This window comes from Ramlibacter sp. JJN2-2R, assembly GCF_057747835.1.
The window spans coordinates 1,767,947-1,789,921 of the sequence record NZ_CM173226.1; the positions used below are offsets into that span (position 1 = coordinate 1,767,947).

Genomic DNA, 21,975 nt, shown 5'->3' on the forward strand with positions numbered 1-21,975 from the left:
GCCCGGCGGTCAGATCAGCTTTTCTTCCGGCCGCGTGATCTTCCTCAGCGGCAGGTGCGGCGACAGCTCGGTCTTGAGCGGCGTGTCGGTGTGGGCGTCGTCCCAGACCGGGTCCTCCAGGCTGTCGAACACCTCGCGCAGCTTCTGTCCCCAACTCGTGTGCAGCATCCTGTAGTACGGGTTGTTGTGGTCCAGGCAGGCGAGCTTGTCGGTCTGGAAGCGGTCGACCTCGTACACGCACAGGTCCAGCGGCGGGCCGACCGACAGGTTGGACTTCATCGTCGAATCCATGGACACCAGCGCGCACTTGGCGGCCTCGTCCAGCGGCGTCTCGGGCGTGATCACGCGGTCGAGCACCGGCTTGCCGTACTTGGACTCGCCGATCTGGAAGTAGGGCGTCTCGCAGGTGGCTTCGATGAAGTTGCCGGCCGAATAGACCTGGAACAGGCGCATGCCCTCGCCCCGGATCTGGCCGCCGAAGAGCAGCGAGATGTTGAAGTCGACCCCGGAGGCCTTGAGCGCGTCGGCATCCCGGTCGTACACGCGGCGCACGGTCTGGCCGAGCACGCGCGCAGCGTCGAACATGCTGCGGGCGTTCCAGATCGTGATGGGGTCGCCCCCCTCCTGGTCCTTGAGGTGCTCGACCTGCAGGATCTCGCGCACGGACTGCGAGATCGACAGGTTGCCGGCCGTCAGCAGCACCATGAAGCGGTCGTTCGGCCGCTCGTACACGATCATCTTGCGGAACGTGCTGATGTGGTCGACCCCGGCGTTGGTGCGCGAGTCGGACAGGAACACCAGGCCCGCATTGAGCTTGATGCCGACGCAATAGGTCATGGGGCGATCCTCGAAACGGTTGTCATGGCGGCGTGGAGCCTTCCCTTGTCGTGGCGGGCACCGGCCTCACCCTCGTCATTGCGGGCTTGAGCTGTCCCCGGCATTGCGGGCTTGGCCCTTCCCCTCGTCATTGCGGGCTCGACCCGCAATCCAGTGCGGTGCCCGTTCGCGCGCCGCCTGGATTGCAGCTTGCGCCGGAATGACAAGCCATCGAAGTGCTCATCCGCCCAGCTTCTTCTTCAGCGCGTACAGCGCATCCAGCGCGTCGCGCGGGCTCATCGTATCCGGGTCGAGCGCCGACAGGGCGGATTCGACTGCGCTCGGTGCGGGCGCGGCCGTCTCGGGCGGCGGCGCGAACAGGTCGACCTGCTCGCGCGCCAGCGTCTGCTGCGTCTCCAGCGCGGCCAGCGCGTGCCGCGCATGGTTGACCACGGCGGCCGGCATGCCCGCCAGGCGCGCCACCTGGATGCCGTAGCTGCGGCTGGCCGGCCCGGGCTGGATCTCGTGCAGGAACACGATGTCGCTGCCCGACTCGGTGGCGCTCACGTGCACGTTCACCGCCGCGTGGTGCCGGGCCGGGAACTCCGTCAGCTCGAAGTAGTGGGTGGCGAAGAGCGTGAAGGCCTGCGTCTTGTCGTGCAGGTGGGCGGCGATGCCCGACGCCAGCGCCAGGCCGTCGAAGGTGGAGGTGCCGCGGCCGATCTCGTCCATCAGCACCAGGCTCTGCGGCGTGGCGGCGTGCAGGATCTGTGCGGCCTCGGTCATCTCCAGCATGAAGGTCGACTGCGCGTTGGCCAGGTCGTCGGCGGCGCCGATGCGGGTGTGGATGGCATCCATCGGCCCCAGCCGGCAGGCGGTGGCGGGCACGTACGAGCCCATCGCCGCCAGCAGGCAGACCAGCGCGACCTGGCGCATGTAGGTGCTCTTGCCGCCCATGTTGGGGCCGGTGATCACCTGCATGCGCTGCCTGGGCCCGAGCCGGGTGTCGTTGGCGATGAAGGCGCCGCCCGAGGTTTCGGCCAGGCGCGCCTCCACCACCGGGTGGCGGCCCTGCGTGATCTCGATGCCCGGCTCGCGGATGAACTGCGGGCGGCACCAGCCGAGCGTCAGCGAGCGCTCGGCGAGCGCGCACAGCGCATCCAGCGAGGCGAGCGCGCGGGCCAGGCGGCCGAGCGCCGGCACGTGCGGCTGCAGCGCGTCGAGCAGCTGCTCGTAGAGCCACTTCTCGCGCGCCAGCGCCCGCTCCTGGGCCGACAGCGCCTTGTCCTCGAACGCCTTGAGCTCCGGCGTGATGAAGCGCTCGGCGTTCTTGAGCGTCTGGCGGCGACGGTAGTCGTCCGGCACCTTGTCCAGCTGGCCCTGCGTGACCTCGATGTAGAAGCCGTGCACGCGGTTGAACTGCACCTTGAGGTTGGCGATGCCGGTGCGCTCGCGCTCGCGCGCTTCCAGCTGCAGCAGGAAGCCGTCGGCGTTCTGCTGGATCGCGCGCAGCTCGTCGAGCTCGGCGTCGTGACCGGTGGCGATCACGCCGCCGTCGCGCACGAGGGCCGCGGGCTCGTCCATCAGGGCGCGCGCGAGCAGGTCGGCGCAGCCCGCCGGCGGCTGCAGGTCCTGGCGCAACTGCGCCAGCAGCGGCAGCGCCGGCTCGACGGCGGCGGCCAGCCCGCGGGCCTTGTCCAGCGACTGGCGCAGGCCGACCAGTTCACGCGGGCGCACCTGGCGCAGCGCGGTGCGCGCGGTGATGCGCTCGACGTCGCTGGTGCCCTTGAGCTCCTCGCGCAGGCGGCGCCAGGCGCCGGCGCGCAGCGCCTCGATGGCGTCCAGGCGCTGGGTGGCCTGCGTGCGGTCGCGCCGCGGCTCGAGCAGCCAGCACTTGAGCATGCGGCTGCCCATGCCCGTCATGCAGGTGTCCAGCAGCGAGAACAGGGTGGGCGCGTCCTCGCCGCGCAGGGTCTGCACCAGCTCGAGGTTGCGCCGGGTGGTGATCGGCAGGTCGATCAGCTCGTCGTCGCGCTGCACCTGCAGGCTGTGCACGTGCGAGAGCGCGCGGCCCTGGGTGTGCTCGGCGTACGCGAGCAGCGCCGCGGCGGCCGCGTGCGCCTGCACCAGCTCGTCGGCGCCCCACGCGGCGAGGGTGGCGGCATTGAGCTGCTCGAGCAGCTTGCGCAGCCCCAGGCCGGCGTCGAACTGGAAGGCGGGTCGCTCGGTCAGCGAGACGGAGCCGGAAAAGCGCAGCGCCCGCAGCCGCTGGCCGAACGCTTCCGTGACGTCGGCGCTGTGCAGCAGCTCGCTGGGCGCGATGCGCGCGATCCACGCCTCCAGCTCGTCGCCCGCGCACTCGGCCAGCTGCAGCGCCCCCTGCGTGACGCTCAGCCAGGCCAGGCCGCAGCGGTGGCGCGAGCCCTGGTGCACCGCGAGCAGCACGGCCTCGGCCTTGTCCGCCAGCAGTTCGGTGTCGGTGAGCGTGCCGGGCGTGACCACGCGCACCACCTTGCGTTCGACCGGGCCCTTGCTGGTGGCCACGTCGCCGACCTGCTCGCAGATCGCCACCGATTCGCCCTGGCGGATCAGGCGCGCGAGGTAGCTCTCGACCGAATGGAAGGGCACGCCGGCCATCACCACCGGCTGGCCGGCGGAGTTGCCGCGCCGGGTGAGGGTGATGTCCAGCAGGCGGGCGGCCTTCTCGGCGTCGCCGAAGAACAGCTCGTAGAAGTCGCCCATGCGGTAGAACACCAGCGTCTGCGGGTGCTGCGCCTTGATGGCGAGGTACTGCGCCATCATCGGCGTGTGCCCGCTCAGGTCGGGCGTCTCGGAGGCGGCAGGACTGCTCATGAGGGAGCCGATTATCGGGGTTGGCTCCGCTGCGCCCGGCGCGCCGCCGATGCGGTGCCGATCCGCCCGCCGCATCGCTGCCGGATCGCCGCGGCAAGGCTGTGCCAGCGGATCACAACGGGCATCGCGCGCGTCCTACAGGGGCGGCGCGCCGCGCTTGCCACAGTGGCCTGCAACGACGCAGCGCAGGGAGGCGTGAATGTCAGGCAAGAAGGGCGAGTTCGTGGTGGTGCCGGCGCACCAGCTCGGCTACCTCAAGACCATCTGCAGCGCGGCCAGCCGGGCCGCCGCCCGGGCCCAGGAAGCGGCTTCGGCCGCGCGCCTGGACCTGGCCGACGCCGTGGCCGGCGGGCTGCAGCCGTCGCAGCTGCAGCACACGTGGCGGCTGCACCGCGAGGCGATCCAGAAGATGAACATCGTGCTGTTCTTCGGCCAGCTGTACGTGGCGGCGTTCCGCCGCCACTCGCCCCAGGGCCCCGCGCTGGCCTGGGACGACAAGCGCTGACCCGTCAGCCCCCGGCCTGCGGCGCGCCCGGGCGTTCGCCCAGGTTGATCTGCCGCTGGTTCGGCAGGTACTGCGGATAGTCGCGCGCGAGCAGCGTGAACAGCGCCTCGCGGACCTTGCACCCCAGATCGAACGCCGGCCCCGACGCGCGCGCCGACACCAGCGCCCGCAGCTTCATGCTGTGTTCGGTGGCGTCCACGACCACCAGCTGCGCGGTGCGCCCGTCCCACTCGGGCGCGGCCTGCACCACCCGCTGCAGTTCGGCGCGCAGCGGCTCCAGCGGGGTGCTGAAGTCCACGTGCAGGTAGACCGGCTGGTGGATCTGCGAGCTGGTGCGCGTCCAGTTCTGGAACGGGTTCTCGATGAACCACTGCAGCGGGATGATCATGCGGCGCTCGTCCCAGATGCGCAGCACCACGTAGGTGCCCGTGATCTCCTCGACCCGGCCCCATTCGTTGTTGACGATCAGCACGTCGTCCAGCCGGATGGGCTGCGCCAGCGCCAGCTGCAGCCCGGCGATCAGGTTGCTGAACACCGGCCGCGCCGCCAGGCCGCCGACGATGCCCAGCACGCCTGCCGAGGCCAGCAGGCTGGCGCCGACCTGGCGCGCGCCAGGGAACGTCATGAGCATCATCGAGATGCCGGCGATCAGCACGACCACCTGCCCCGTGCGGGCCAGCACGCGCGCCTGGGTGTGGATGCGGCGGGCCTGGATGTTGTCCTCGACGTCGACCCGGTGCTGCGAGGTGACGCCCTGGCGCAGGCCGCGCAGGATGGCCGACACCAGCCAGGTGACCGCCGCGATCAGCAGCAGGCCGTTGACGTGGCGCACGCCGCCGATGGTGCGCAGCTGGTCGTCGGCCAGGCTCCAGACCGCCTGCAGGGCGAACAGGGGCAGCACCGCGCCGGCCGGCTGCCGGGCCGCCGTGAGCATGGCGTTGAGGATGGGCGCGCCGCGCGTGGCCCGGCGCAGCACCGCGCCGACGATGGCGTGGGTGATGAGCGCCGCCACCACCGCCGCCAGCGCGAGCGCCGCGGTGGCCGTCCAGGGATCCTGCTGCAGCAGCTCGGCCAGGACGCCCGTCACGCCTGTCACGCCCGTCACGCCCGCCATGTCAGCGAGCGGGCTCCGCGCCACCGGCGCCCTGCGAGTCCTGTGCGGCCTGCTGGTCGCCGGTGTCGCCGGTGTCGCGTGCGTCGCGCGTCTCGGCCGTGGGCGTGGTCTCCGGCGGCACCAGCTCCGGCGCCTGCCGCACCGACGCCTTCTCGCCGGCGCTGGCGAACTTGCTGTACTTGGAGAGCATGCCCACCAGCTGGCCGTACACGCGCGGGTTGCCCGCGACGCATTCCTTCTGCTCCAGGAAGTCGGACTCGCCCGTGAAGTTGCCGATCAGGCCGCCCGCCTCGGTGACGAGCAGCGAGCCGGCGGCCACGTCCCAGGGCGACAGGCCGGTCTCGAAGAAGCCGTCGGTGAAGCCGGCGGCGACGTAGGCCAGGTCGAGCGCGGCGGCGCCGGGGCGGCGCAGGCCCGCGGTGCGCTGCATCACCTCGGACATCATGCGCAGGTACAGGTTGAAGTTGTCGCCGGGGCGGAACGGAAAGCCGGTGGAGACCAGGCACTGGCGCAGGTCGGTGCGCTTGGACACGCGGATGCGCCGCTCGTTGAGGTAGGCGCCGCGGCCGCGCGTGGCGGTGAACAGGTCGTTGCGGGTGGGGTCGTAGATCACCGCCTGCTCCACGCGGCCCTTGACCGCCAGCGCGATGCTGACGCAATAGACCGGGAAGCCGTGGATGAAGTTGGTGGTGCCGTCCAGGGGATCGATGATCCAGACGAAATCGGAGCCCTGCTTGCCATGGGTCTGGCCGGATTCCTCGGCCCAGATCGCGTGGTCGGGGTAGGCGGTGAGCAGCGTCTCGATGACGGCGGCTTCGCTCGCGTGGTCGATCTCGGTGACGAAATCGTTGACCTGCTTTTGCGACACGCGCACGGCTTCGACGTCGAGCGCGGCCCGGTTGATGATGGCGCCTGCGGCGCGGGCGGCCTTGATGGCCACGTTGAGCATGGGGTGCAGGTTGGACGGCATGGATTGTCTGGACTTGGCGGGCCGCCGATGGAGCGGCCCGGGAGGTTCGAAGATCGGCGCCCCGCGGGGCGCTGCCGGGCCCGGCGATGCAGGCGGCGACAATGCCCCCGATTCTACCGGGGGAAGCTTGAAGACGCGGTTCATCCTGATCGGCACCAGCCATGCGGGCAACGTCGGCGCGGTCGCGCGCGCGATGAAGGTGATGGGCTTCGACGACCTGGTGCTGGTGGCCCCGCGCTGGCCCGATGTGCTCGCGCGGCAGGAGGCGATCGACCGGGCCAGCGGCGCCACCGACGTGCTGGCGCGCGCGCGCACCGTGGCCACGCTGGACGAGGCGCTGGAGGGCGTGCAGGTGCTGTGCGCCACCGCCATGACGCCGCGCGACTTCGGCCCGCCCACCGCCACGCCGCGCGAGCACCTGCCGGGCCTGGCCGGCCGCGCGCAGGGCGTCGCCTTCCTGTTCGGATCCGAGCGCTACGGCATGCGCAACGAGGACGTCTACCGCTGCCACGTGGCGCTGACGATCCCCACCGCGCCCGACTACGGCTCGCTCAACCTGGCCGCCGCGGTGCAGCTGGTGGCCTACGAGTGGCGGCTGGCGCTGGGCGGCTATGGCGTCACGCCGTCGGCGCCGGCGGCGGTGCCGGCCGATGCGCAGGCGGTGGCCGGCATGCTGGCGCACTGGGAGCAGGCGCTGGTGGACATCGGCTTCCTCGATCCGGCCGCGCCCAAGAAGCTGATGCCGCGCCTGCACCAGATGTTCAACCGCGCGCAACCGACCCCCGAGGAAATCCACATCCTGCGTGGTGTCGCCAAGGCCATGTCGCAGGCGGCGGCCAAGGGCAAGCCTTAGACTGGCGCGCCCGACAGCCCAACCCGGAAGTCATGTTCGACCGGCTCCGCTCCGACATCCAGTGCATCCTCGACCGCGACCCCGCCGCGCGCGGCACGTGGGAGGTGGTCACCTGCTATCCCGGCCTGCACGCCCTGGTGCTGCACCGGCTGGCGCACTGGTGCTGGGGCCATGGCCTGCGCTGGCCGGGTCGCCTGGTCTCGCAGTTCTCGCGCTGGCTGACCGGCATCGAGATCCACCCGGGCGCGACGATCGGCGAGGGCGTGTTCATCGACCACGGCATGGGCGTCGTCATCGGCGAGACGGCCGAGATCGGCGACGGCTGCACCATCTACCAGGGCGTCACGCTTGGGGGCACCTCGCTCACGCGCGGCGCCAAGCGGCATCCCACGCTCGGGCGCAACGTCGTCGTCGGCGCCGGCGCCAAGGTGCTGGGCGGCTTCACGGTCGGCGACGGGGCGGCCATCGGCTCCAACGCCGTCGTCACCAAGCCGGTGCCCGCGGGCGCCACCGCGGTGGGCATCCCTGCGCGCATCATCCGCGCCGAGGACCGCGGCAGCGACCGGGCCTTCGCCGCCTACGGCCTCACGCAGGCGGGCGATCCGGTGTCCGAAGCGATGCGCGGCCTGTTCGACAGCGCGTCGTCGCACGAGCACCAGATCATGCAGCTGTGGCAGGCGATCGAGCGGCTGCAGCTGGAGCAGGCCGAGAAGGCGCCGGCCGGGGACTGAGGCCGGGTCCGGGCTGCGGTCCGCGGCCTGCGGCGAGTTGCGCTCAGGCGCGCAGCGCCGCTTCCAGCACGGCGCCGGCGCGCAGGCACAGTGCCTCTTCGCCGATCGGCGCGACCACCTGCACGCCCATGGGCCAGCCGTTCACGCCGGTGGCGCCGGGCACGCTCAGGCACGGCACGTGCAGCAGGGTCCAGACGCGGTTGAAGGTCGAGGCGCCGGTGGAGCCGAAGCCCTCGGGCGCCTCGTCGGGCGCGCTGGGCGTGAGCAGCACGTCGATGCCGTCGAACAGCTGGTGCAGCGCGCGCCGCGCCGCGTGCGCCGTCGCGTGGCCGGCCTCGTACGCCGCGTCGTCCACGCGCCGGGCGTCGCGCAGGTAGTCGCGCAGGATGGGCGACAAGCGGTCGGCGTGGAACTCGAATTCGTCGGCCAGCGCCCGTGTGGCTTCCCAGCCCTGCACGGCGTCGTGGGCGCGGAACACGTCGCCGATCCAGTCGGGCAGCACCGCGTCCTTCACCAGCACGCCCGTCGCCTCCAGCTTGCGCTTGGCCGCCTCCAGCGCCTTGCGCGCGCTGGCCGACAGCTCGCCCCAGGGATGGGACCAGGCGATGCCGAACACCGGCGTGCCGGCGCCGGGGGTGCGTGCCGCCCAGGGGCGGCCGCTGATCGCCTGTGACCACTCGGCCATCTGCGCCACCGTGGACGTGAACAGGCCCACCGTGTCGAGCGACCACGAGAACGGCTTCAGGCCCGCGGTGGGCAGGGCGCCGAAGCTGGGCTTGAAGCCCACCACGCCGCAATACGAGGCCGGCCGGATCACCGAGCCGCCGGTCTGCGTGCCCACGGCCAGCGGCACCAGCGCCGCGGCGACCGCGGCGGCGGAGCCCGCCGAGGAGCCGCCCGGCGTGCGGCCGGGCGCATTCGGGTTGAGCGTCGGCGTCGGGTTCAGGAACGCGAATTCGGTCGTGCTGGTCTTGCCGACCACCGTGCCGCCGGCGCGCCGGATCGCCTGCACGATGGCGGCGTCCACGCGCGGCTGGTGCCCCGCGTAAAGGGGCGAGCCGTACGCCGTCGGCAGGCCCGCGGTGTCGAAGATGTCCTTGACGCCCACCGGCAGGCCCTGCAGCGCGCCGCCGTGGGCCAGGGCCCGATCGAGCTCGCGCGCCGCGCCTTGCGCGTCGTGCACCGCGACGAACGACCCCAGGTCGCCGTCGTGCGCGGCGATGCCCGCGAGCGTGCGCTCGACGCGCTCGCGCGGGCTCATGCCGCGCGCGGCGGACGGATCGCCGACTTGGGGCGGAAGGCCTTGCACACCTCGTCGTTCGTCTCGAGGTAGGGCCCGCCGATCAGGTCGATGCAATACGGCACGGCGGCGAAGATGCCGGGCACCACGGACTGGCCGTTGGCGTCCTTCAGGCCCTCCAGCGTCTCCTGGATCGACTTGGGCTGGCCGGGCAGGTTGATGACCAGCGCCTGGCCGCGGATCACCGCCACCTGCCGCGACAGGATCGCCGTCGGCACGAACTTCAGGCTGATCTGGCGCATCTGCTCGCCGAAGCCGGGCATCTCGCGGTCGGCGATGGCGAGCGTGGCCTCGGGCGTGACGTCGCGCGGGGCCGGCCCCGTGCCGCCGGTGGTGAGCACGAGCGCGCAGCCGGCCCGGTCGACCAGCTCCACCAGCGCGGCGCCGATGCGGTCCTTCTCGTCGGGGATGAGGCGCGGCTCGAACGTGATGGGGTTCTTCAGCGCGCGCGCGAGCCAGTCCTTCAGCGCCGGCAGGCCCTTGTCCTCGTACACGCCGGAGGAGGCGCGGTCGCTGATGGAGACGATGCCGATGCGCACCGGATCGAACGGGGTGTCACTCATGCTGCAGCTTCTCCTTGACCAGCTGGAAGATGTCGCGGTACGCGCGCCCGTGGCGCGGCGCCAGCCCCTGCGAGATTTCGGCCTGGCTGGGGTGGTGGTCCTTGCGCGCCTGGCGGATCAGGGCGCGCAGCTGCTGGCTGTCGGTGTCCGGGTGGGCGCTGATCCACTCGCCGAAGGCCTCCTCGCGCGCGATCAGGTCGTCGCGCCACCGCTCGGCCTCGTGCAGCGCCAGGCTGTCGGCGGCGGAGCCCTGGCGCTGCTCGTCCAGGGCCGCGCGCACCGCGGCGAGCGCTTCCTCGTCCAGGCCGCGCATCAGCTTGCCGACGTACTGCATCTGCCGGCGCTTGCCCTCGAAGTTGGTGATGCGGCGCGCCTCCTCGAGCGCGTCGACCAGCTTGTCGGGCAGCTGCAGGCGCTCGAACAGCGCGCTGCGAAGCGTCATGAGCTGTTCGCCCAGCTTCTGCAGCTCGGTGCTCTCGCGCTTGAGCTCGGTCTTGCTGTTGTCCTGGAAGTGCTTCAGTTCGGCCTTGAGCTGCAGGTCCAGTTCGCTGCCTTCGGCGACGAACTGGCCGCGCACGAAGTAGCCTTTTTTTGGTTTGCGTGACATGGTGGGAAAGGGCAGGCGCGGCCCGGCTGCGCGGGTGGCCGCAAGTATCATAGCCCCGCCATGACACAAGCTTCCTCCCGTGCCGCGAACGGCTTTTCGTACAGCCGAGACACCTTCGAACAACTCGTCGACCGGGCGCTCCTGCATGCGAGGAAGCTGGGCGCCACCGACGCGGGCGCCGAGGCGTCCGAGGGCTGCGGCCTGTCGGTGTCGGTGCGCAAGGGCGAGCTGGAGAACGTCGAGCGCAACCGCGACAAGTCGCTGGGCGTGACCGTCTACATCGGGCGCCGGCGCGGCAACGCCAGCACCTCCGACTTCTCCGAGGCAGCCATCGAGCAGACGGTGCAGGCCGCCTACGACATCGCGCGCTTCACCGCCGAAGACCCGGTGGCCGGCCTGCCCGATGCCGACGACATCGCGCGGCCCGACGAGCAGCCCGACCTGGACCTGTTCCACCCGTGGGCCATCGACAGCGAGGAAGCCGCGCGCATCGCGCTCGCCTGCGAGGCGGCCGCCTTCGCCACCGACAAGCGCATCACCAACAGCGAAGGCGCGGGCGTCTCCGCGCAGCAGAGCCACTTCTTCAGCGCGCACACGCACGGCTTTCGCGGCGGCTATGCCAGCTCGCGCCACTCGGTGTCGGTGGCGCCGATCGCCGGGCGCGGCGAGGACATGCAGCGCGACGCCTGGTACACCTCGATGCGCTCGCCCAAGGAGCTCGCGGGCCCCGAGGCGGTGGGGCGCTACGCCGCCGAGCGGGCGCTCTCGCGGCTGAAGGCGCGCAAGATCACCACGCGCGAGTGCCCGGTGCTGTTCGAGTCGCCGCTGGCGGCGGGTCTGCTGGGCGGGTTCGTGCAGGCCACCAGCGGCGGATCGCTGTACCGCCGCAGCAGCTTCCTGGTCGATTCGCTGGGCAAGCAGGTCTTCCCGGACCACGTCGACGTGCTGGAGGATCCGCACACCCGGCGCGGCAAGGGCAGTGCGCCGTTCGACGAGGAGGGCGTGCGCACCAAGGCGCGCAAGGTGGTCGACGCCGGCCGGGTGGAGGGCTACTTCCTGTCCAGCTACTCGGCGCGCAAGCTCGGCATGAAGACCACCGGCAACGCCGGCGGCTCGCACAACCTCACGCTCACCTCGCGGCTGACGCAGCCGCAGGACGACCTGCCCGGGATGCTGCGCAAGCTGGGCACCGGGCTGTTCGTCATCGAGCTGATGGGGCAGGGCGTGAACTACGTCACCGGCGACTACTCGCGCGGCGCGAGCGGCTTCTGGGTCGAGAACGGCGAGATCGCCTACCCGGTGCAGGAGATCACCATCGCCGGCAACCTCAAGGACATGCTGCTCGGCATCCAGGCCGTGGGCGCCGATGCCTACAACTATGGCGCCAAGACGGTCGGCTCGGTCCTGATCGACCGGATGAAGGTGGCCGGTTCGTAGGCCCGCGGCGCCGCGCCGGCCATCCCGGCGCGCGTCTGTTGTCATTGCGGGCTTGACCCGCAATCCAGTCCGACTCGCCTCAGCCGGCCGGCACGACGGTCCGGGCCTGGATGCCGGGTCAAGCCCGGCATGACAGTCTGTGGGGCTGATCTCGGATGCCGGCTCACGCCGGGCATGACGCGTCTCTTGTCATTGCGGGCTCGACCCGCAATCCAGTCCGGCCGACATCGCCGGGCCGGCACCACGGTCCGGGCCTGGATGCCGGGTCGAGCCCGGCATGACACTCTTGGGGCCTGGATGCCGGGTCGAGCCCGGCATGACAGCCTAAGAGCTGGATGCCAGCTCACCCCCGAAGCCCGCCTCAGCCCGCCAGCGCCGCCTTCACCGCGGCCGACACCTGGCCCATCTCGGCCTTGCCGGCCAGGCGCTGCTTGGCGGCGCCCATGACCTTGCCCATGTCGCCGGGGCCCTTGGCGCCCAGCTCGGCCACGATGGCCTTCACCTCGGCGGCGACCTCGTCGGCGGACAGGCGCGCGGGCAGGTAGGCCTGCAGCACCTGGATCTCGGCGGCTTCCTTGTCGGCCAGGTCCTGGCGGGCGGCCTTCTGGAACGCCTCGATGCTGTCCTTGCGCTGCTTGATGAGCTTGTCGACGATGCCCACGATGGCGGTGTCGTCCAGCTCGATGCGCTCGTCCACTTCCTTCTGCTTCATCGCGGCGGTCAGCAGCCGGATGGTGCCCAGGCGCTCGGTCTCCTTGGCGCGCATGGCGGCCTTCATGTCCTCGTTGATGCGTTCCTTCAGCGGCATGGCGTTCTCCAGGTGGGAATGAAAAAAGCCTGCGCGAGCGTCCCCGGGCAGGCTTGGCGGCGGCCGCTGCGTGCGGCGCCTTCGAGTCGGTGCGTGGCGGCCGACCCCGAAGCTCAGTAGAGCTTCTTGGGCAGCTGCATGCTGCGCACGCGCTTGTAGTGGCGCTTGACCGCGGCGGCCTTCTTGCGCTTGCGCTCGGCGGTGGGCTTTTCGTAGAACTCGCGGGCGCGCAGTTCCGTCAGCAGGCCGAGCTTCTCGATGGTGCGCTTGAAGCGGCGCAGGGCCACGTCGAAGGGCTCATTCTCTTTAACGCGAATCGTCGTCATGAATCCAGTGATCTAACGGTGCCGCAAGAAGATCGGGCTTGCGGCGGGGGTTCCCCGACTAGGAATTGATCAGGCCGTCGGGGTTTGCCGGCAGTGAGCCCGCGATTATAGCCTCAAGGGCATCCGGGGCAAGCAGCCCCTGCCGGCGACCCCCGGTGCGCCCCCGCCGGACCGGCTACCGCCCGGCCGCCAGCCCCTGGGCGCAGGCCCAGCCGCTGGCCCAGGCCCACTGGAAGTTGTAGCCGCCCAGCCAGCCGGTCACGTCGACCACCTCGCCGATGAAGTACAGGCCGGGCTGGCGCGACTCCATGGTCTGCGAGGACAGCTCGCGGGTGTCCACGCCCCCGGCCGTGACCTCGGCCTTGCGCCAGCCCTCGGTGCCGGTGGGCACCAGCTCCCAGCGGGCGAGCTGCTGCGCCAGCACGGCCAGCGCCTTGTCCGCGGCTTCGTTCACCGGCCGCTGCAGCGCGGGGACCGCCTGCACCCAGGCATCGGCCAGCCGCTCGGGCACGAAGGCGGCCAGTTCGTTGGCCACCAGCTTGCGCGAGCGCTGCTTGGCCTGCGCCAGGGCGGCGGCCAGGTCGACGCCGGGCGCCAGGTCGACGCGGATCGGCGTGCCCGGCTGCCAGTAGCTGGAGATCTGCAGCACCGCCGGCCCGGACAGCCCACGGTGGGTGAACAGCAGGTCCTCGTCGAACGCCATCGCCGCCTTCTTCTCGCCGGTGGCGATGCGCACGGGCAGGGCCAGGCCGGCCAGCTGCGCATAGGGCGCCCAGCCTTCGCTCTCGAAGGTGAGGGGGACCAGCGCGGGGCGGGGCGCGACCACCTTCAGGCCGAACTGCTGCGCGAGCCGGTGGCCGAAGTCGGTGGCGCCGATCTTGGGGATCGACAGGCCGCCGGTGGCGACCACCAGGCGCGGCGCGCGCACGGGGCCCCGGTCGGTGTCGAGCTCGTAGAGGCCGCCGGACCAGCGCACGCCCTGCACCCGGCACGGCTGCCAGCGCTCGACGCCGCCGGCGCCGCATTCGGCCAGCAGCATCCGGATGAAGTCTTCCGAGCTGCGGTCGCCGAACAGCTGGCCCTTGTGCTTCTCGTGGAAGCCGATCCCGTGCCGCCGTACCAGCTCGATGAAGTCCAGGGCCGTGTAGCGCGACAGCGCCGAGCGGCAGAAGTTCGGGTTGTCGCCCAGGAAGTGCTTGTGCGGGGCGCGCGGGTCGAGGTCGCGGTTGGTGAAGTTGCAGCGGCCGCCGCCGGAGATGCGGATCTTCTCCGCCACCTTGGGGGCATGGTCCAGCAGCAGCACCTTGAGGCCGAGCTGGCCGGCGACGCCGGCGCAGAACAGCCCGGCCGCGCCTGCGCCGACGACCACCGCATCGAAATCCTGGGGGGAGGCGCTCATGGGTCGCGCAGTGTAGCTGCCGGGGCCGGTGCGGCCGGGCCGGTCCGCCCGGCCCCCGCCTGGCCCCGGTTTTCCGCATCCCGTCGGGGCCGGCGGCAGTTCGTCGCATCCCGCTCGCCCGGCGCGGGGCCGCTCCGTAGAGTCGCGACGCGCTGGTCGAGCAGGCCCGCCACGCACCGAGCTGGTGCCTGGTGGCCGCATAATCCGGCCCCGTCGGGCCGATGAGTTGCTGCATCGGCCCTTTGCATTGGAGGGTAAGAACAACATGAAGCGGATCGTTTTGATGTGGGCGCTGGTCGCCTGCGGGCTGTTGCTGGCCGGCTGCGGCCGCCAGGCCGATGCCAAGGCCGGCCCGAAGGACGCCGGCCCGCTGCTGGTCGGGCCGGAGGACGTGCTGGTGCTGCGCCCCGGCGCGCTGGTCTCGGGACCGCTGGTCACCGGCACGCTGCAGCCCGAAAAGCGCGCCGACCTGCGCGCCGAGGTCTCGGCCGTCGTGACCGCCGTGCTCAAGGACAACGGCGACGCCGTGCGCAAGGGCGAGTTGCTGGTGCGCCTGGACGACACCTCGATCCGCGACGCGCTGGTGTCGGCCCAGGAGGCCGAGCGCGCCGCCGGCCAGGCCTTCGACCAGGCCCAGCGCCAGCTGCAGCGCCTGTCGACGCTGCGCGCCTCGGGCATGGCCTCGGCGCAGGCGCTGGAGGACGCCGAGATCCGCCGCAACACCACCCAGAGCGACCTGGCCTCGGCCCGCGCGCGCGCCGTGCAGGCGCGCCAGCAGCTGCAGCGCACCGAGGTGCGGGCGCCGTTCGACGGCATCGTGACCGACCGCAAGCTGTCGGTGGGCGACACCGCGCAGGTCGGCAAGGAACTGCTCAAGGTGATGGACCCGCGCACCGTGCGCCTGGAGGGCCTGGTGTCCTCCGACGCCATCCAGTCGGTCGAGCGCGGCCAGGCGGTCACGTTCCGCGTCAACGGCTTCGGCGAGCGCGAGTTCGCCGGCACCGTGCGGCTGGTCAGCCCCGCCGCCAACCCCACCACCCGCCAGGTCGAGGTGCTGGTCGATGTCCACGACGCGCAGCCGCGCATGGCCGGCCTCTATGCGCAGGGCCGCATCGCCACCGCCAGCGGGACCGCGCTGATGGTCTCGCCCGGCACGCTGGTGCGCGCGGGCGACAACGCCTGGGCCTGGCGCATCCGCGACGGCAGGCTGCAGAAGGTGGCCGTGACGCTGGGCGAGCGCGACCCGCGCAGCGGCGACTATGTGGTGCGCGGCGGCCTGGCCGCCGGCGACCGCCTGCTGCGCAGCCCGCTGGCCACGCTCAAGGAAGGCCAGGCGGTGCAGGAGCCGCAGGCCGGCGTCGCGGCGGCCGCCGCATCCAGCCCGGTGCGCTGACCATGTTCCTCTCCGACTTCAGCATCCGCCGGCCCCTGGTCACGGTGGTCGTCATCCTCATGCTCATGGCGCTGGGCGTGCTGGCGCTCAAGAAGCTGCGCGTCAACGAGATCCCCGACGTCGAGCAGCCCGTGCTGGTGGTGCAGATCGCCTATCCGGGCGCCTCGCCCGAGACGGTGGAGCGCGAGATCATCAACCGCCTCGAGCGCGCGATGCAGGGCATCTCGGGCATCTACGAGGTGCGCTCCACCGCCCGCGACGGCAGCGCCGTGATCGTGCTGATCTTCAACTTCAGCAAGAACATGATCGAGGCCGCCGACGACGTGCGCAACGCGATCTCCACCGTGCGCTACAAGCTGCCGGTCGAGATGCGCGAGCCGGTCATCCGCCGGCAGGACCCGAGCGCGCAGCCGGTGATCGAGCTGGCGCTGTCGTCCACGTCGCAGCCGCACGCCGCGATCTCGCGCCTGGCCGAGGACGACCTGGCCGAGCGCCTGCGCGCGGTCGACGGCGTCGCGGTCGTCAACGTCACCGGCTCGCTCAAGCGCGAGCTGAGCGTGCTGCTGCATGCGGACCGCCTGCGCGAATACGGCATCTCGGTGGCCGAGGTGGTGGACGCGCTGCGCAGCCAGAACGCCAACGCGCCGGTGGGCCGCGTGGTCGGGCCGCTGAAGGACCAGAGCATCCGGCTGGTCGGGCGCATCGAGTCGCCGGCCGAATTCCAGCAGGTGATCGTGCGCCGCCGCGGCAACGAGGTCGTGCGCCTGGGCCAGCTGGCCGACACGGTGGACGGCTTCGCCGAGCGCGAGAGCATGAGCCTGCGCAACGGCAGCCCCAACGTGCTGATGTCCGTCACCCGCTCGCGCGAGGCCAGCACGGTGGCCGTGGCCGCGCGGGTGCGCAAGCTGGTGAAGGAGGTCGCGCCCACCCTGCCGGCCGGAACGAAGCTGGAGATCGTCAGCGACGGCGGCGAGGACGCCCAGGCCAACCTGAACAACGTGATCGAGGCGCTGGTGCTGGGCGCCATGCTCACCGTGGCCGTGGTCTACGTGTTCCTCAACTCGTGGCGCTCGACCCTGATCACGGCCCTGAGCCTGCCGACCTCGGCGATCACGGCGTTCATCGCCGTGTGGCTGTGCGGCTTCACGCTGAACATGATGACGCTGCTGGGGCTGTCGCTGGCGATCGGCGTGCTGATCGACGACGCGATCGTGGTGCGCGAGAACATCGTGCGCCACCTGGAGCGCGGCGCCGACCGCCTCACCGCCGCCAGCGTCGGCACGGCGGAGATCGGGCTGGCCGTGGCCGCCACCACCTTCTCCATCGTTGCCATCTTCCTGCCGGTGGTGTTCATGCCGGGCGTGGCGGGCGAGTGGTTCCGGCCGTTCGCGCTGACCGTGGCCTGCTCGGTGCTGGTGAGCCTGCTGGTGTCGTTCACGCTCGACCCGATGATCTCGGCCTACTGGGGCGACCCGCCGGCGCACGAGCGCGGGCCGCGCAGCCGCCTGGGCCACGCGCTGGAGCGCTTCAATGCCTGGTTCGACCACCAGGCCGACCGCTACGGCCGCGTGATCGCCTGGGCGCTCAGGCACCGGCGCTGGATGGCGGCGGCCGCCGTGGCCAGCTTCGCCGCGGCGCTGGGGCTGCACGCGGGCTTCGGCGGTTCGAGCTTCCTGCCGGTGCAGGACGTCGGCGTGATCGCCGTCGAGGTGCGCACCCCGGCCAGCGCGAGCCTGGAGTACGCGCGCCTGAAGGTGGAGAAGGCGGCCGAACTGGCGCGCACGCTGCCGGAGGTCAAGGCCACCAACAGCCAGATCAACGCCGGCGGCGGCCGCGTGTTCGTCGACCTGGGCAAGCGCAAGACGCGCAAGCGCTCGGCGTCCGAGGTGGCGGTCGACCTGCGCCAGCTGGTGGCGCGGCTGGCCGGCGCCGAGTACGTCGTGATGGACGACCTGAACAACGGCGTGCGCAAGCCGGTGCAGATCCAGTTCTACGGCCAGGACGCGCGCACGCTGCTGGAGATCACCAACGCGTACATGGAGCGCCTGCGCCAGGTCAAGGGCGCGGTGGACGTCGGCCTGTCGGAGCTGCCGCCCAAGGACGAACTGCGGGTGGAGCTCGATCGCGGCCTGGCCAACCAGCTGGGCATCTCGGTCAACGACGCCGCGCAGGCGTTGCGCGTGGCCTTCGCCGGCGTCGAAGTCGGCGACTGGGTCGACCCGGGCGGCGAGGCGCGCGACGTGGCGGTGCGGCTGCACAAGGACGACCGCGTGGACGCCGAGAACCTGGAGCGCCTGCCGGTGGCGGTGGGCAGCAGCAGCCTGGTGGTGCCGCTCAACCAGATCGCCCGCGTCACCATGGGCGCGGCGCCGGCGCAGATCCAGCACCTGGACAGCCGCCGCATGATCGCGGTGTCGGCCAACGTCGAGGGCCGCGCGTCCGGCGACGTGACCAAGGACGCCATCGCCCTGGCGCAGCAGACCAACTTCCCGCCCGGCTACGGCGTGATGCTGGGCGGCTCGGGCAAGGACCAGCAGGAGGTGTTCGGCGCCATGACCACCGCCCTGGCGATGGGCGTGGGCCTGATGTACCTGATCCTGGTGATGCAGTTCGGCTCGTTCACCGCCCCGATCGGCGTGATGCTGTCGCTGCCGCTCAGCCTGGTGGGCGTGGTGCTGGCCCTGCTGGCCACGCACACGACGCTCAACCTCATGAGCTTCATCGGCGTGATCATGCTGATGGGCCTGGTGGCCAAGAACGCCATCCTGCTGCTGGACGCGACGCGCGCGCGCGAGGCGGCCGGCGAGGACCGCGAGACCGCGCTGATGGCCGCCGGCCGCGCGCGGCTGCGCCCGATCCTGATGACGACCTTCGCGCTGATCGCCGGCATGTTGCCGGTGGCCATCGGCTCGGGCGAGGGCGGCGAGTTCTACCGGCCGCTGGCCATCGCCATCATCGGCGGCACCACGACCTCCACGCTGCTCACGCTGCTGGTGGTGCCGGCGTTCTACGACTCGATCGAGATCGCGCGCGACCGGCTGGTGGCCAAGTTCCGCCGCCGAAGCGCCACCGGCAACTCTGCCTGGGCGGGCGTTCTCACCGGCGTCGAGGCCCTGCTGACGCTGCTGATGGTGCGGCCGTTGTACCGCGGCCTGCGCCGGCTGCGGCGCGGGCGCCAGGCCGCCGCCGCCTGAGGAGCAACGCGGCCGGGGTTCAGCCGAAGCGAGCGTTGGCGGGCGGCGCGGCGAGGGCCGCCATGCCGCGCACCACGTTGCCGACCACGATCACGGCGGGGCTGCCCAGCCCCTCGCGCTCGATCGTGGCCGCCAGGCCCGCGAGCGTGGCCACGGCATGGCGCTGCTGCGGCAGGCTGGCGTGCTGCACGATCGCCACCGGCGTGTCGCCGGGCAGCGCCGTGAGCAGCTGCTGCTGGATGTGCGCCGCTCCGCTCACCCCCATGTAGACCACCAGCGTCAGCCGCGCCTGGTGCACCGCCTGCGCGAGTGCCTGCCAGTCGGGCGCCTGGCCCCCGCGCTGCGCGTGGCCGGTGACGAACACGACGCCGCTGGCATGGTCGCGGTGCGTGAGCGGCACGCCCAGGCCGGAGACGGCCGCCAGCCCGGCGGTGATGCCGTTCACCACCTCGACGTGGATGCCGGCGGCGCGCAGGTGCTCCACCTCCTCGCCGCCGCGGCCGAAGATGAACGGGTCGCCGCCCTTCAGGCGCACGACGCGCTCGCCCTCGCGCGCGGCCAGCACCATCAGGCGTTCGATGAAGGCCTGCGGCGTGCTCTTGCAGCCGCCGCGCTTGCCCACGTGGACGATGCGCGCGCCGGCGGGCGCGAGCGCGACGATCTCGGGATTGACCAGGTCGTCCACGAGCACGACGGTGGCGGCCCGGATGGCCTTGACGGCCTTGACGGTGAGCAATTCGGGGTCGCCCGGCCCGGCGCCGACCAGCGTGACCTGTCCCTGTGACTGCATCGTGTTCTCCCTGCTCATGGCTCCTGCGCCAATCGCAAGATGTGTTCCACCTGCAGCGCGATCGATGCCGGCAGCGGCCGGCGCTCGTCGAGCACGTCGCGGATGTAGGCGGCCGTCTCGTCCGCGTCGGTGCCTTGCGGCCAGCCCGGCAGGTCGGGCAGCGTTCCGCGCCGGCCGCCTTCCAGCAGCAGGCGGCGGCCGGCCACGAAGCCTTCCATCTGCGGCAGCCGGCGCGCATCGGCCACGGCCTCGCCCTCGGTGCCGCGCAGCAGCAGGGCCGTCTCGCCCATCAGCTCGAACACCGCGCCCATCGACGCAGCGTACTCCGGGTGCGTGTAGCTGCCCACCAGCACCGCCGGCCCGTCGACCGGATGCATGAGCTTGACGAGGCTGTGCGCCGAGTTGCGCAGGCCGACCACGCGCCGCACGTCCAGCAGGCGCTTGAGGCCCGGATGCAGCAGTTCCGTCGGCACGTACGCGGCCTGCCCGGGCGCGATCGGCGCGATGCGCTCCTGCGCCGCGATGCCCAGCCGGCCGAGCACCTCGGTCACGAACACGCGGCTGCTCTCGGTGGCCGTGCCGTGCACCAGCACCGGCAGGCCGCGGCGCGCCAGCAGCAGCGCGAGCAGGGGGGTCAACACCGGCAGGCGGCGGGCGCCGTTGTAGCTCGGGAGCACCACGACGGGGCGGGCGCCCGCCGGCACCTTGTGCAGGCGCGCATGCGTGGCGTCGAGGAAGCCGGCCATCTCCTGCGGCGTCTCGCCCTTGATGCGCATGGCCAGGCAGAACGCCCCCAGCTCCAGGTCGGTGACGCCGCCATCGAGCAGCTGCCCGAACAGGTCGGCCGCCTGCGCGCGGTCGAGTGCTCGCGCGCCCTGCGAGCCGCGGCCGATCTCCTTGAGGTAGTGGCTGATCCCCACGGGGTGGATTGTCCCAGAGGGCTCATGACCGGCGGTTGGATCGTTATGCCATTTCGCCGCGGCGCCGGCGCGCGCGGCCGACCCCGGATTGGGGCGCGGCGCACGGTCTTCGTGCATCACCGCGCGCTTCAGCGCGCCGCGGCGGGCAGCACCTCGGCCAGCGCCAGGACGTTGTGCGCGACGTCGACCAGGCGGCGCTTCTGGTTCATCGCCATCTGGCGCAGCGCCTTGTACGCCTCGTCCTCGGTCATCTGCCGGTGCGCCATCAGCAGGCCCTTGGCGCGTTCGACCACCTTGCGCTCGTTGAGGGTGGCGCGCACGGCGTCCAGTTCGTCGGTCACGGCCTGCAGCCGGCGCGACTGCTCCTGCACCATGGCGAACAGCGACCGCTCCAGGTGCGGGCCGAAGGCGGCCGGCGTGGCGGCGCTGGTGGCCGCCCGCGCCGACAGGGCGTCGAGCGTGGCGCGCTGGTCCTGCAGCTCGGCGCGGGCGCGGGCGATGCGCTGCTCGCACAGCTGGCGAAGGTGGGCGGCGAGCAGGTCTTCCACCGCCTTCATCTCGTCGATGCGGCGCGTGCACCAGTCGTACCACGCGTGGCTCAGCCCGATGTCGAGTTCGCCCCGCACGGTGGTGCCCACGCGGCGCAGGCGCTCCACCTCGGCCACCACGACCGGGTCGCGCGTGGCCTGGTCGGCGCGCAGCAGCTGCGGATCGGCGTGGTCGGTGAAGACCTGGAAGCAGCCTTGCTGCGTGTCGACCAGGTGCCGCCAGTGCTGCTGGCCGGCGCCGTCGATGTAGCCGGCGGCGAACACCCGCGCGCCCAGCGCGCGCTCCTGGCCCGCGAATTCCTTGCCTTGCATGAAGTGGAACATCGCGACCAGCGCGCGCGAGACCTGCGGGTCGGTGGCGTTGTCCGCCGCCTCGAAGACGACGGTCAAGAGGCCGGCGATGAGCTTGGCGAAGGCAGTCGTCGCCTCGCTGGCGGTGGGCGACTGGCGCGCGATGCGGGCCCGCAGCGCCGGCAGGCCTTCGAGCGTGTGCAGCACCACCGCCACCCGGCTGAACAGGCGCGAGCCGTTGCGGGCCTGGCACGACTCGGTGTCCAGCCGGTCGAGTTGCGCGCGCACGGCGGCCTCGGCCCGGTCGCATTCGGCGATCTGCTGCGCCCGCTGCGCCGTGAACTGCGCGCCGTGCGAGCCAAGGTAGATGCTGGAGATGCCGCGTTCGCGCTGCAGCGCGTGGATGAACAAGGCGATGGCGCCGACGAGCTCGCCGGTCTGCGCGAGCTGCTCGAGCTCGGCGATCTCGCACTGGCGCGCGGCGAGCAGGAAGTGGACACCAGACTTCATCGAGGGACTCTGAGCAACTCCCGTGCCGACCCGGTGGCGCTGGCTAC

General features: G+C 72.0%; 19 protein-coding genes. 6 read left to right on the top strand and 13 right to left on the bottom strand.

Annotated features, from left to right (window positions below):
* Positions 1 to 9 precede the first annotated feature (9 nt).
* A complete protein-coding gene (locus tag AC3ANR_RS08760; protein WP_488291489.1) occupies positions 10 to 837 on the bottom strand; it encodes a proteasome-type protease in 828 nt (275 codons plus the stop codon).
* Between the two features lie 219 nt (positions 838 to 1,056).
* Positions 1,057 to 3,669: a DNA mismatch repair protein MutS gene (gene mutS / locus AC3ANR_RS08765; protein ID WP_488291490.1), complete on the bottom strand. Its 2,613-nt coding sequence runs from the start codon at positions 3,667 to 3,669 to the stop codon at positions 1,057 to 1,059.
* A 199-nt stretch (positions 3,670 to 3,868) separates the two neighbouring features.
* Here mutS and AC3ANR_RS08770 point away from each other — a divergent pair, with 199 nt between their 5' ends.
* A complete protein-coding gene (locus tag AC3ANR_RS08770; protein WP_488291491.1) occupies positions 3,869 to 4,174 on the top strand; it encodes a hypothetical protein in 306 nt (101 codons plus the stop codon).
* A gap of 4 nt (positions 4,175 to 4,178) precedes the next feature.
* On the opposite strand, the gene AC3ANR_RS08775 is transcribed toward AC3ANR_RS08770, so the two are convergent.
* Together AC3ANR_RS08775 and AC3ANR_RS08780 are read right to left on the bottom strand one after the other, a co-directional pair.
* Positions 4,179 to 5,279, bottom strand: coding sequence for a mechanosensitive ion channel family protein (locus tag AC3ANR_RS08775; protein ID WP_488291492.1), 1,101 nt, complete (start codon positions 5,277 to 5,279; stop codon positions 4,179 to 4,181).
* 10 nt (positions 5,280 to 5,289) lie between these two features.
* Entirely contained in the window at positions 5,290 to 6,258 is a 969-nt protein-coding gene (locus AC3ANR_RS08780) for an inositol monophosphatase family protein (protein WP_488291493.1), read from the bottom strand.
* Between the two features lie 127 nt (positions 6,259 to 6,385).
* On the opposite strand from AC3ANR_RS08780, the gene AC3ANR_RS08785 reads away from it, so the two are divergent.
* Positions 6,386 to 7,111, top strand: coding sequence for an RNA methyltransferase (locus AC3ANR_RS08785; protein WP_488291494.1), 726 nt, complete (start codon positions 6,386 to 6,388; stop codon positions 7,109 to 7,111).
* 32 nt (positions 7,112 to 7,143) lie between these two features.
* A complete protein-coding gene (cysE, locus tag AC3ANR_RS08790; RefSeq protein WP_488291495.1) occupies positions 7,144 to 7,842 on the top strand; it encodes a serine O-acetyltransferase in 699 nt (232 codons plus the stop codon).
* Between the two features lie 43 nt (positions 7,843 to 7,885).
* Here cysE and AC3ANR_RS08795 read toward each other — a convergent pair whose 3' ends face one another.
* From AC3ANR_RS08795 to yjgA, 3 genes are read right to left on the bottom strand one after another with little or no spacing between them, the layout of a single operon-like run.
* Positions 7,886 to 9,103 carry an amidase gene (locus AC3ANR_RS08795; protein WP_488291496.1) on the bottom strand — a complete coding sequence of 406 codons (1,218 nt, stop codon included), beginning with the start codon at positions 9,101 to 9,103 and terminating at the stop codon, positions 7,886 to 7,888.
* Entirely contained in the window at positions 9,100 to 9,705 is a 606-nt protein-coding gene (mog, locus tag AC3ANR_RS08800) for a molybdopterin adenylyltransferase (RefSeq protein ID WP_488291497.1), read from the bottom strand. Before mog ends, AC3ANR_RS08795 begins: the two co-directional genes overlap by 4 nt.
* Positions 9,698 to 10,312, bottom strand: a complete 615-nt coding sequence (gene yjgA, locus AC3ANR_RS08805; protein WP_488291498.1) for a ribosome biogenesis factor YjgA — start codon at positions 10,310 to 10,312, stop codon at positions 9,698 to 9,700. The genes mog and yjgA overlap by 8 nt, the downstream gene beginning before the upstream one ends.
* Before the next feature lie 60 nt (positions 10,313 to 10,372).
* On the opposite strand from yjgA, the gene pmbA reads away from it, so the two are divergent.
* Entirely contained in the window at positions 10,373 to 11,749 is a 1,377-nt protein-coding gene (gene pmbA / locus AC3ANR_RS08810; RefSeq protein ID WP_488291499.1) for a metalloprotease PmbA, read from the top strand.
* A 361-nt stretch (positions 11,750 to 12,110) separates the two neighbouring features.
* On the opposite strand, the gene AC3ANR_RS08815 is transcribed toward pmbA, so the two are convergent.
* The 3 genes from AC3ANR_RS08815 to AC3ANR_RS08825 all read right to left on the bottom strand — a co-directional run bounded on the left by AC3ANR_RS08815 (position 12,111) and on the right by AC3ANR_RS08825 (position 14,282).
* Positions 12,111 to 12,557, bottom strand: coding sequence for a GatB/YqeY domain-containing protein (locus AC3ANR_RS08815; RefSeq protein ID WP_488291500.1), 447 nt, complete (start codon positions 12,555 to 12,557; stop codon positions 12,111 to 12,113).
* 113 nt (positions 12,558 to 12,670) lie between these two features.
* Positions 12,671 to 12,883, bottom strand: coding sequence for a 30S ribosomal protein S21 (gene rpsU / locus AC3ANR_RS08820; protein WP_012346814.1), 213 nt, complete (start codon positions 12,881 to 12,883; stop codon positions 12,671 to 12,673).
* A gap of 175 nt (positions 12,884 to 13,058) precedes the next feature.
* The gene (locus AC3ANR_RS08825) at positions 13,059 to 14,282 is read right to left on the bottom strand and encodes a BaiN/RdsA family NAD(P)/FAD-dependent oxidoreductase (protein ID WP_488291501.1); all 1,224 of its coding nucleotides are present in this window, start codon (positions 14,280 to 14,282) and stop codon (positions 13,059 to 13,061) included.
* Positions 14,283 to 14,547: 265 nt separating this feature from the next.
* On the opposite strand from AC3ANR_RS08825, the gene AC3ANR_RS08830 reads away from it, so the two are divergent.
* Both AC3ANR_RS08830 and AC3ANR_RS08835 read left to right on the top strand, forming a co-directional pair.
* Positions 14,548 to 15,675 carry an efflux RND transporter periplasmic adaptor subunit gene (locus AC3ANR_RS08830; RefSeq protein WP_488291502.1) on the top strand — a complete coding sequence of 376 codons (1,128 nt, stop codon included), beginning with the start codon at positions 14,548 to 14,550 and terminating at the stop codon, positions 15,673 to 15,675.
* Positions 15,676 to 15,677: 2 nt separating this feature from the next.
* Positions 15,678 to 18,869 (top strand): efflux RND transporter permease subunit, encoded by a 3,192-nt coding sequence (locus AC3ANR_RS08835; RefSeq protein WP_488291503.1) that lies wholly within the window; start codon positions 15,678 to 15,680, stop codon positions 18,867 to 18,869.
* A gap of 19 nt (positions 18,870 to 18,888) precedes the next feature.
* On the opposite strand, the gene cobA is transcribed toward AC3ANR_RS08835, so the two are convergent.
* The 3 genes from cobA to AC3ANR_RS08850 all read right to left on the bottom strand — a co-directional run bounded on the left by cobA (position 18,889) and on the right by AC3ANR_RS08850 (position 21,928).
* Positions 18,889 to 19,677, bottom strand: coding sequence for a uroporphyrinogen-III C-methyltransferase (gene cobA, locus AC3ANR_RS08840; RefSeq protein WP_488291504.1), 789 nt, complete (start codon positions 19,675 to 19,677; stop codon positions 18,889 to 18,891).
* The gene (gene ybiB, locus AC3ANR_RS08845; RefSeq protein ID WP_488291505.1) at positions 19,674 to 20,579 is read right to left on the bottom strand and encodes a DNA-binding protein YbiB; all 906 of its coding nucleotides are present in this window, start codon (positions 20,577 to 20,579) and stop codon (positions 19,674 to 19,676) included. Before ybiB ends, cobA begins: the two co-directional genes overlap by 4 nt.
* Positions 20,580 to 20,707: 128 nt before the next feature.
* Positions 20,708 to 21,928 carry a nitrate- and nitrite sensing domain-containing protein gene (locus AC3ANR_RS08850; protein WP_488291506.1) on the bottom strand — a complete coding sequence of 407 codons (1,221 nt, stop codon included), beginning with the start codon at positions 21,926 to 21,928 and terminating at the stop codon, positions 20,708 to 20,710.
* Between the last annotated feature and the right edge of the window lie 47 nt (positions 21,929 to 21,975).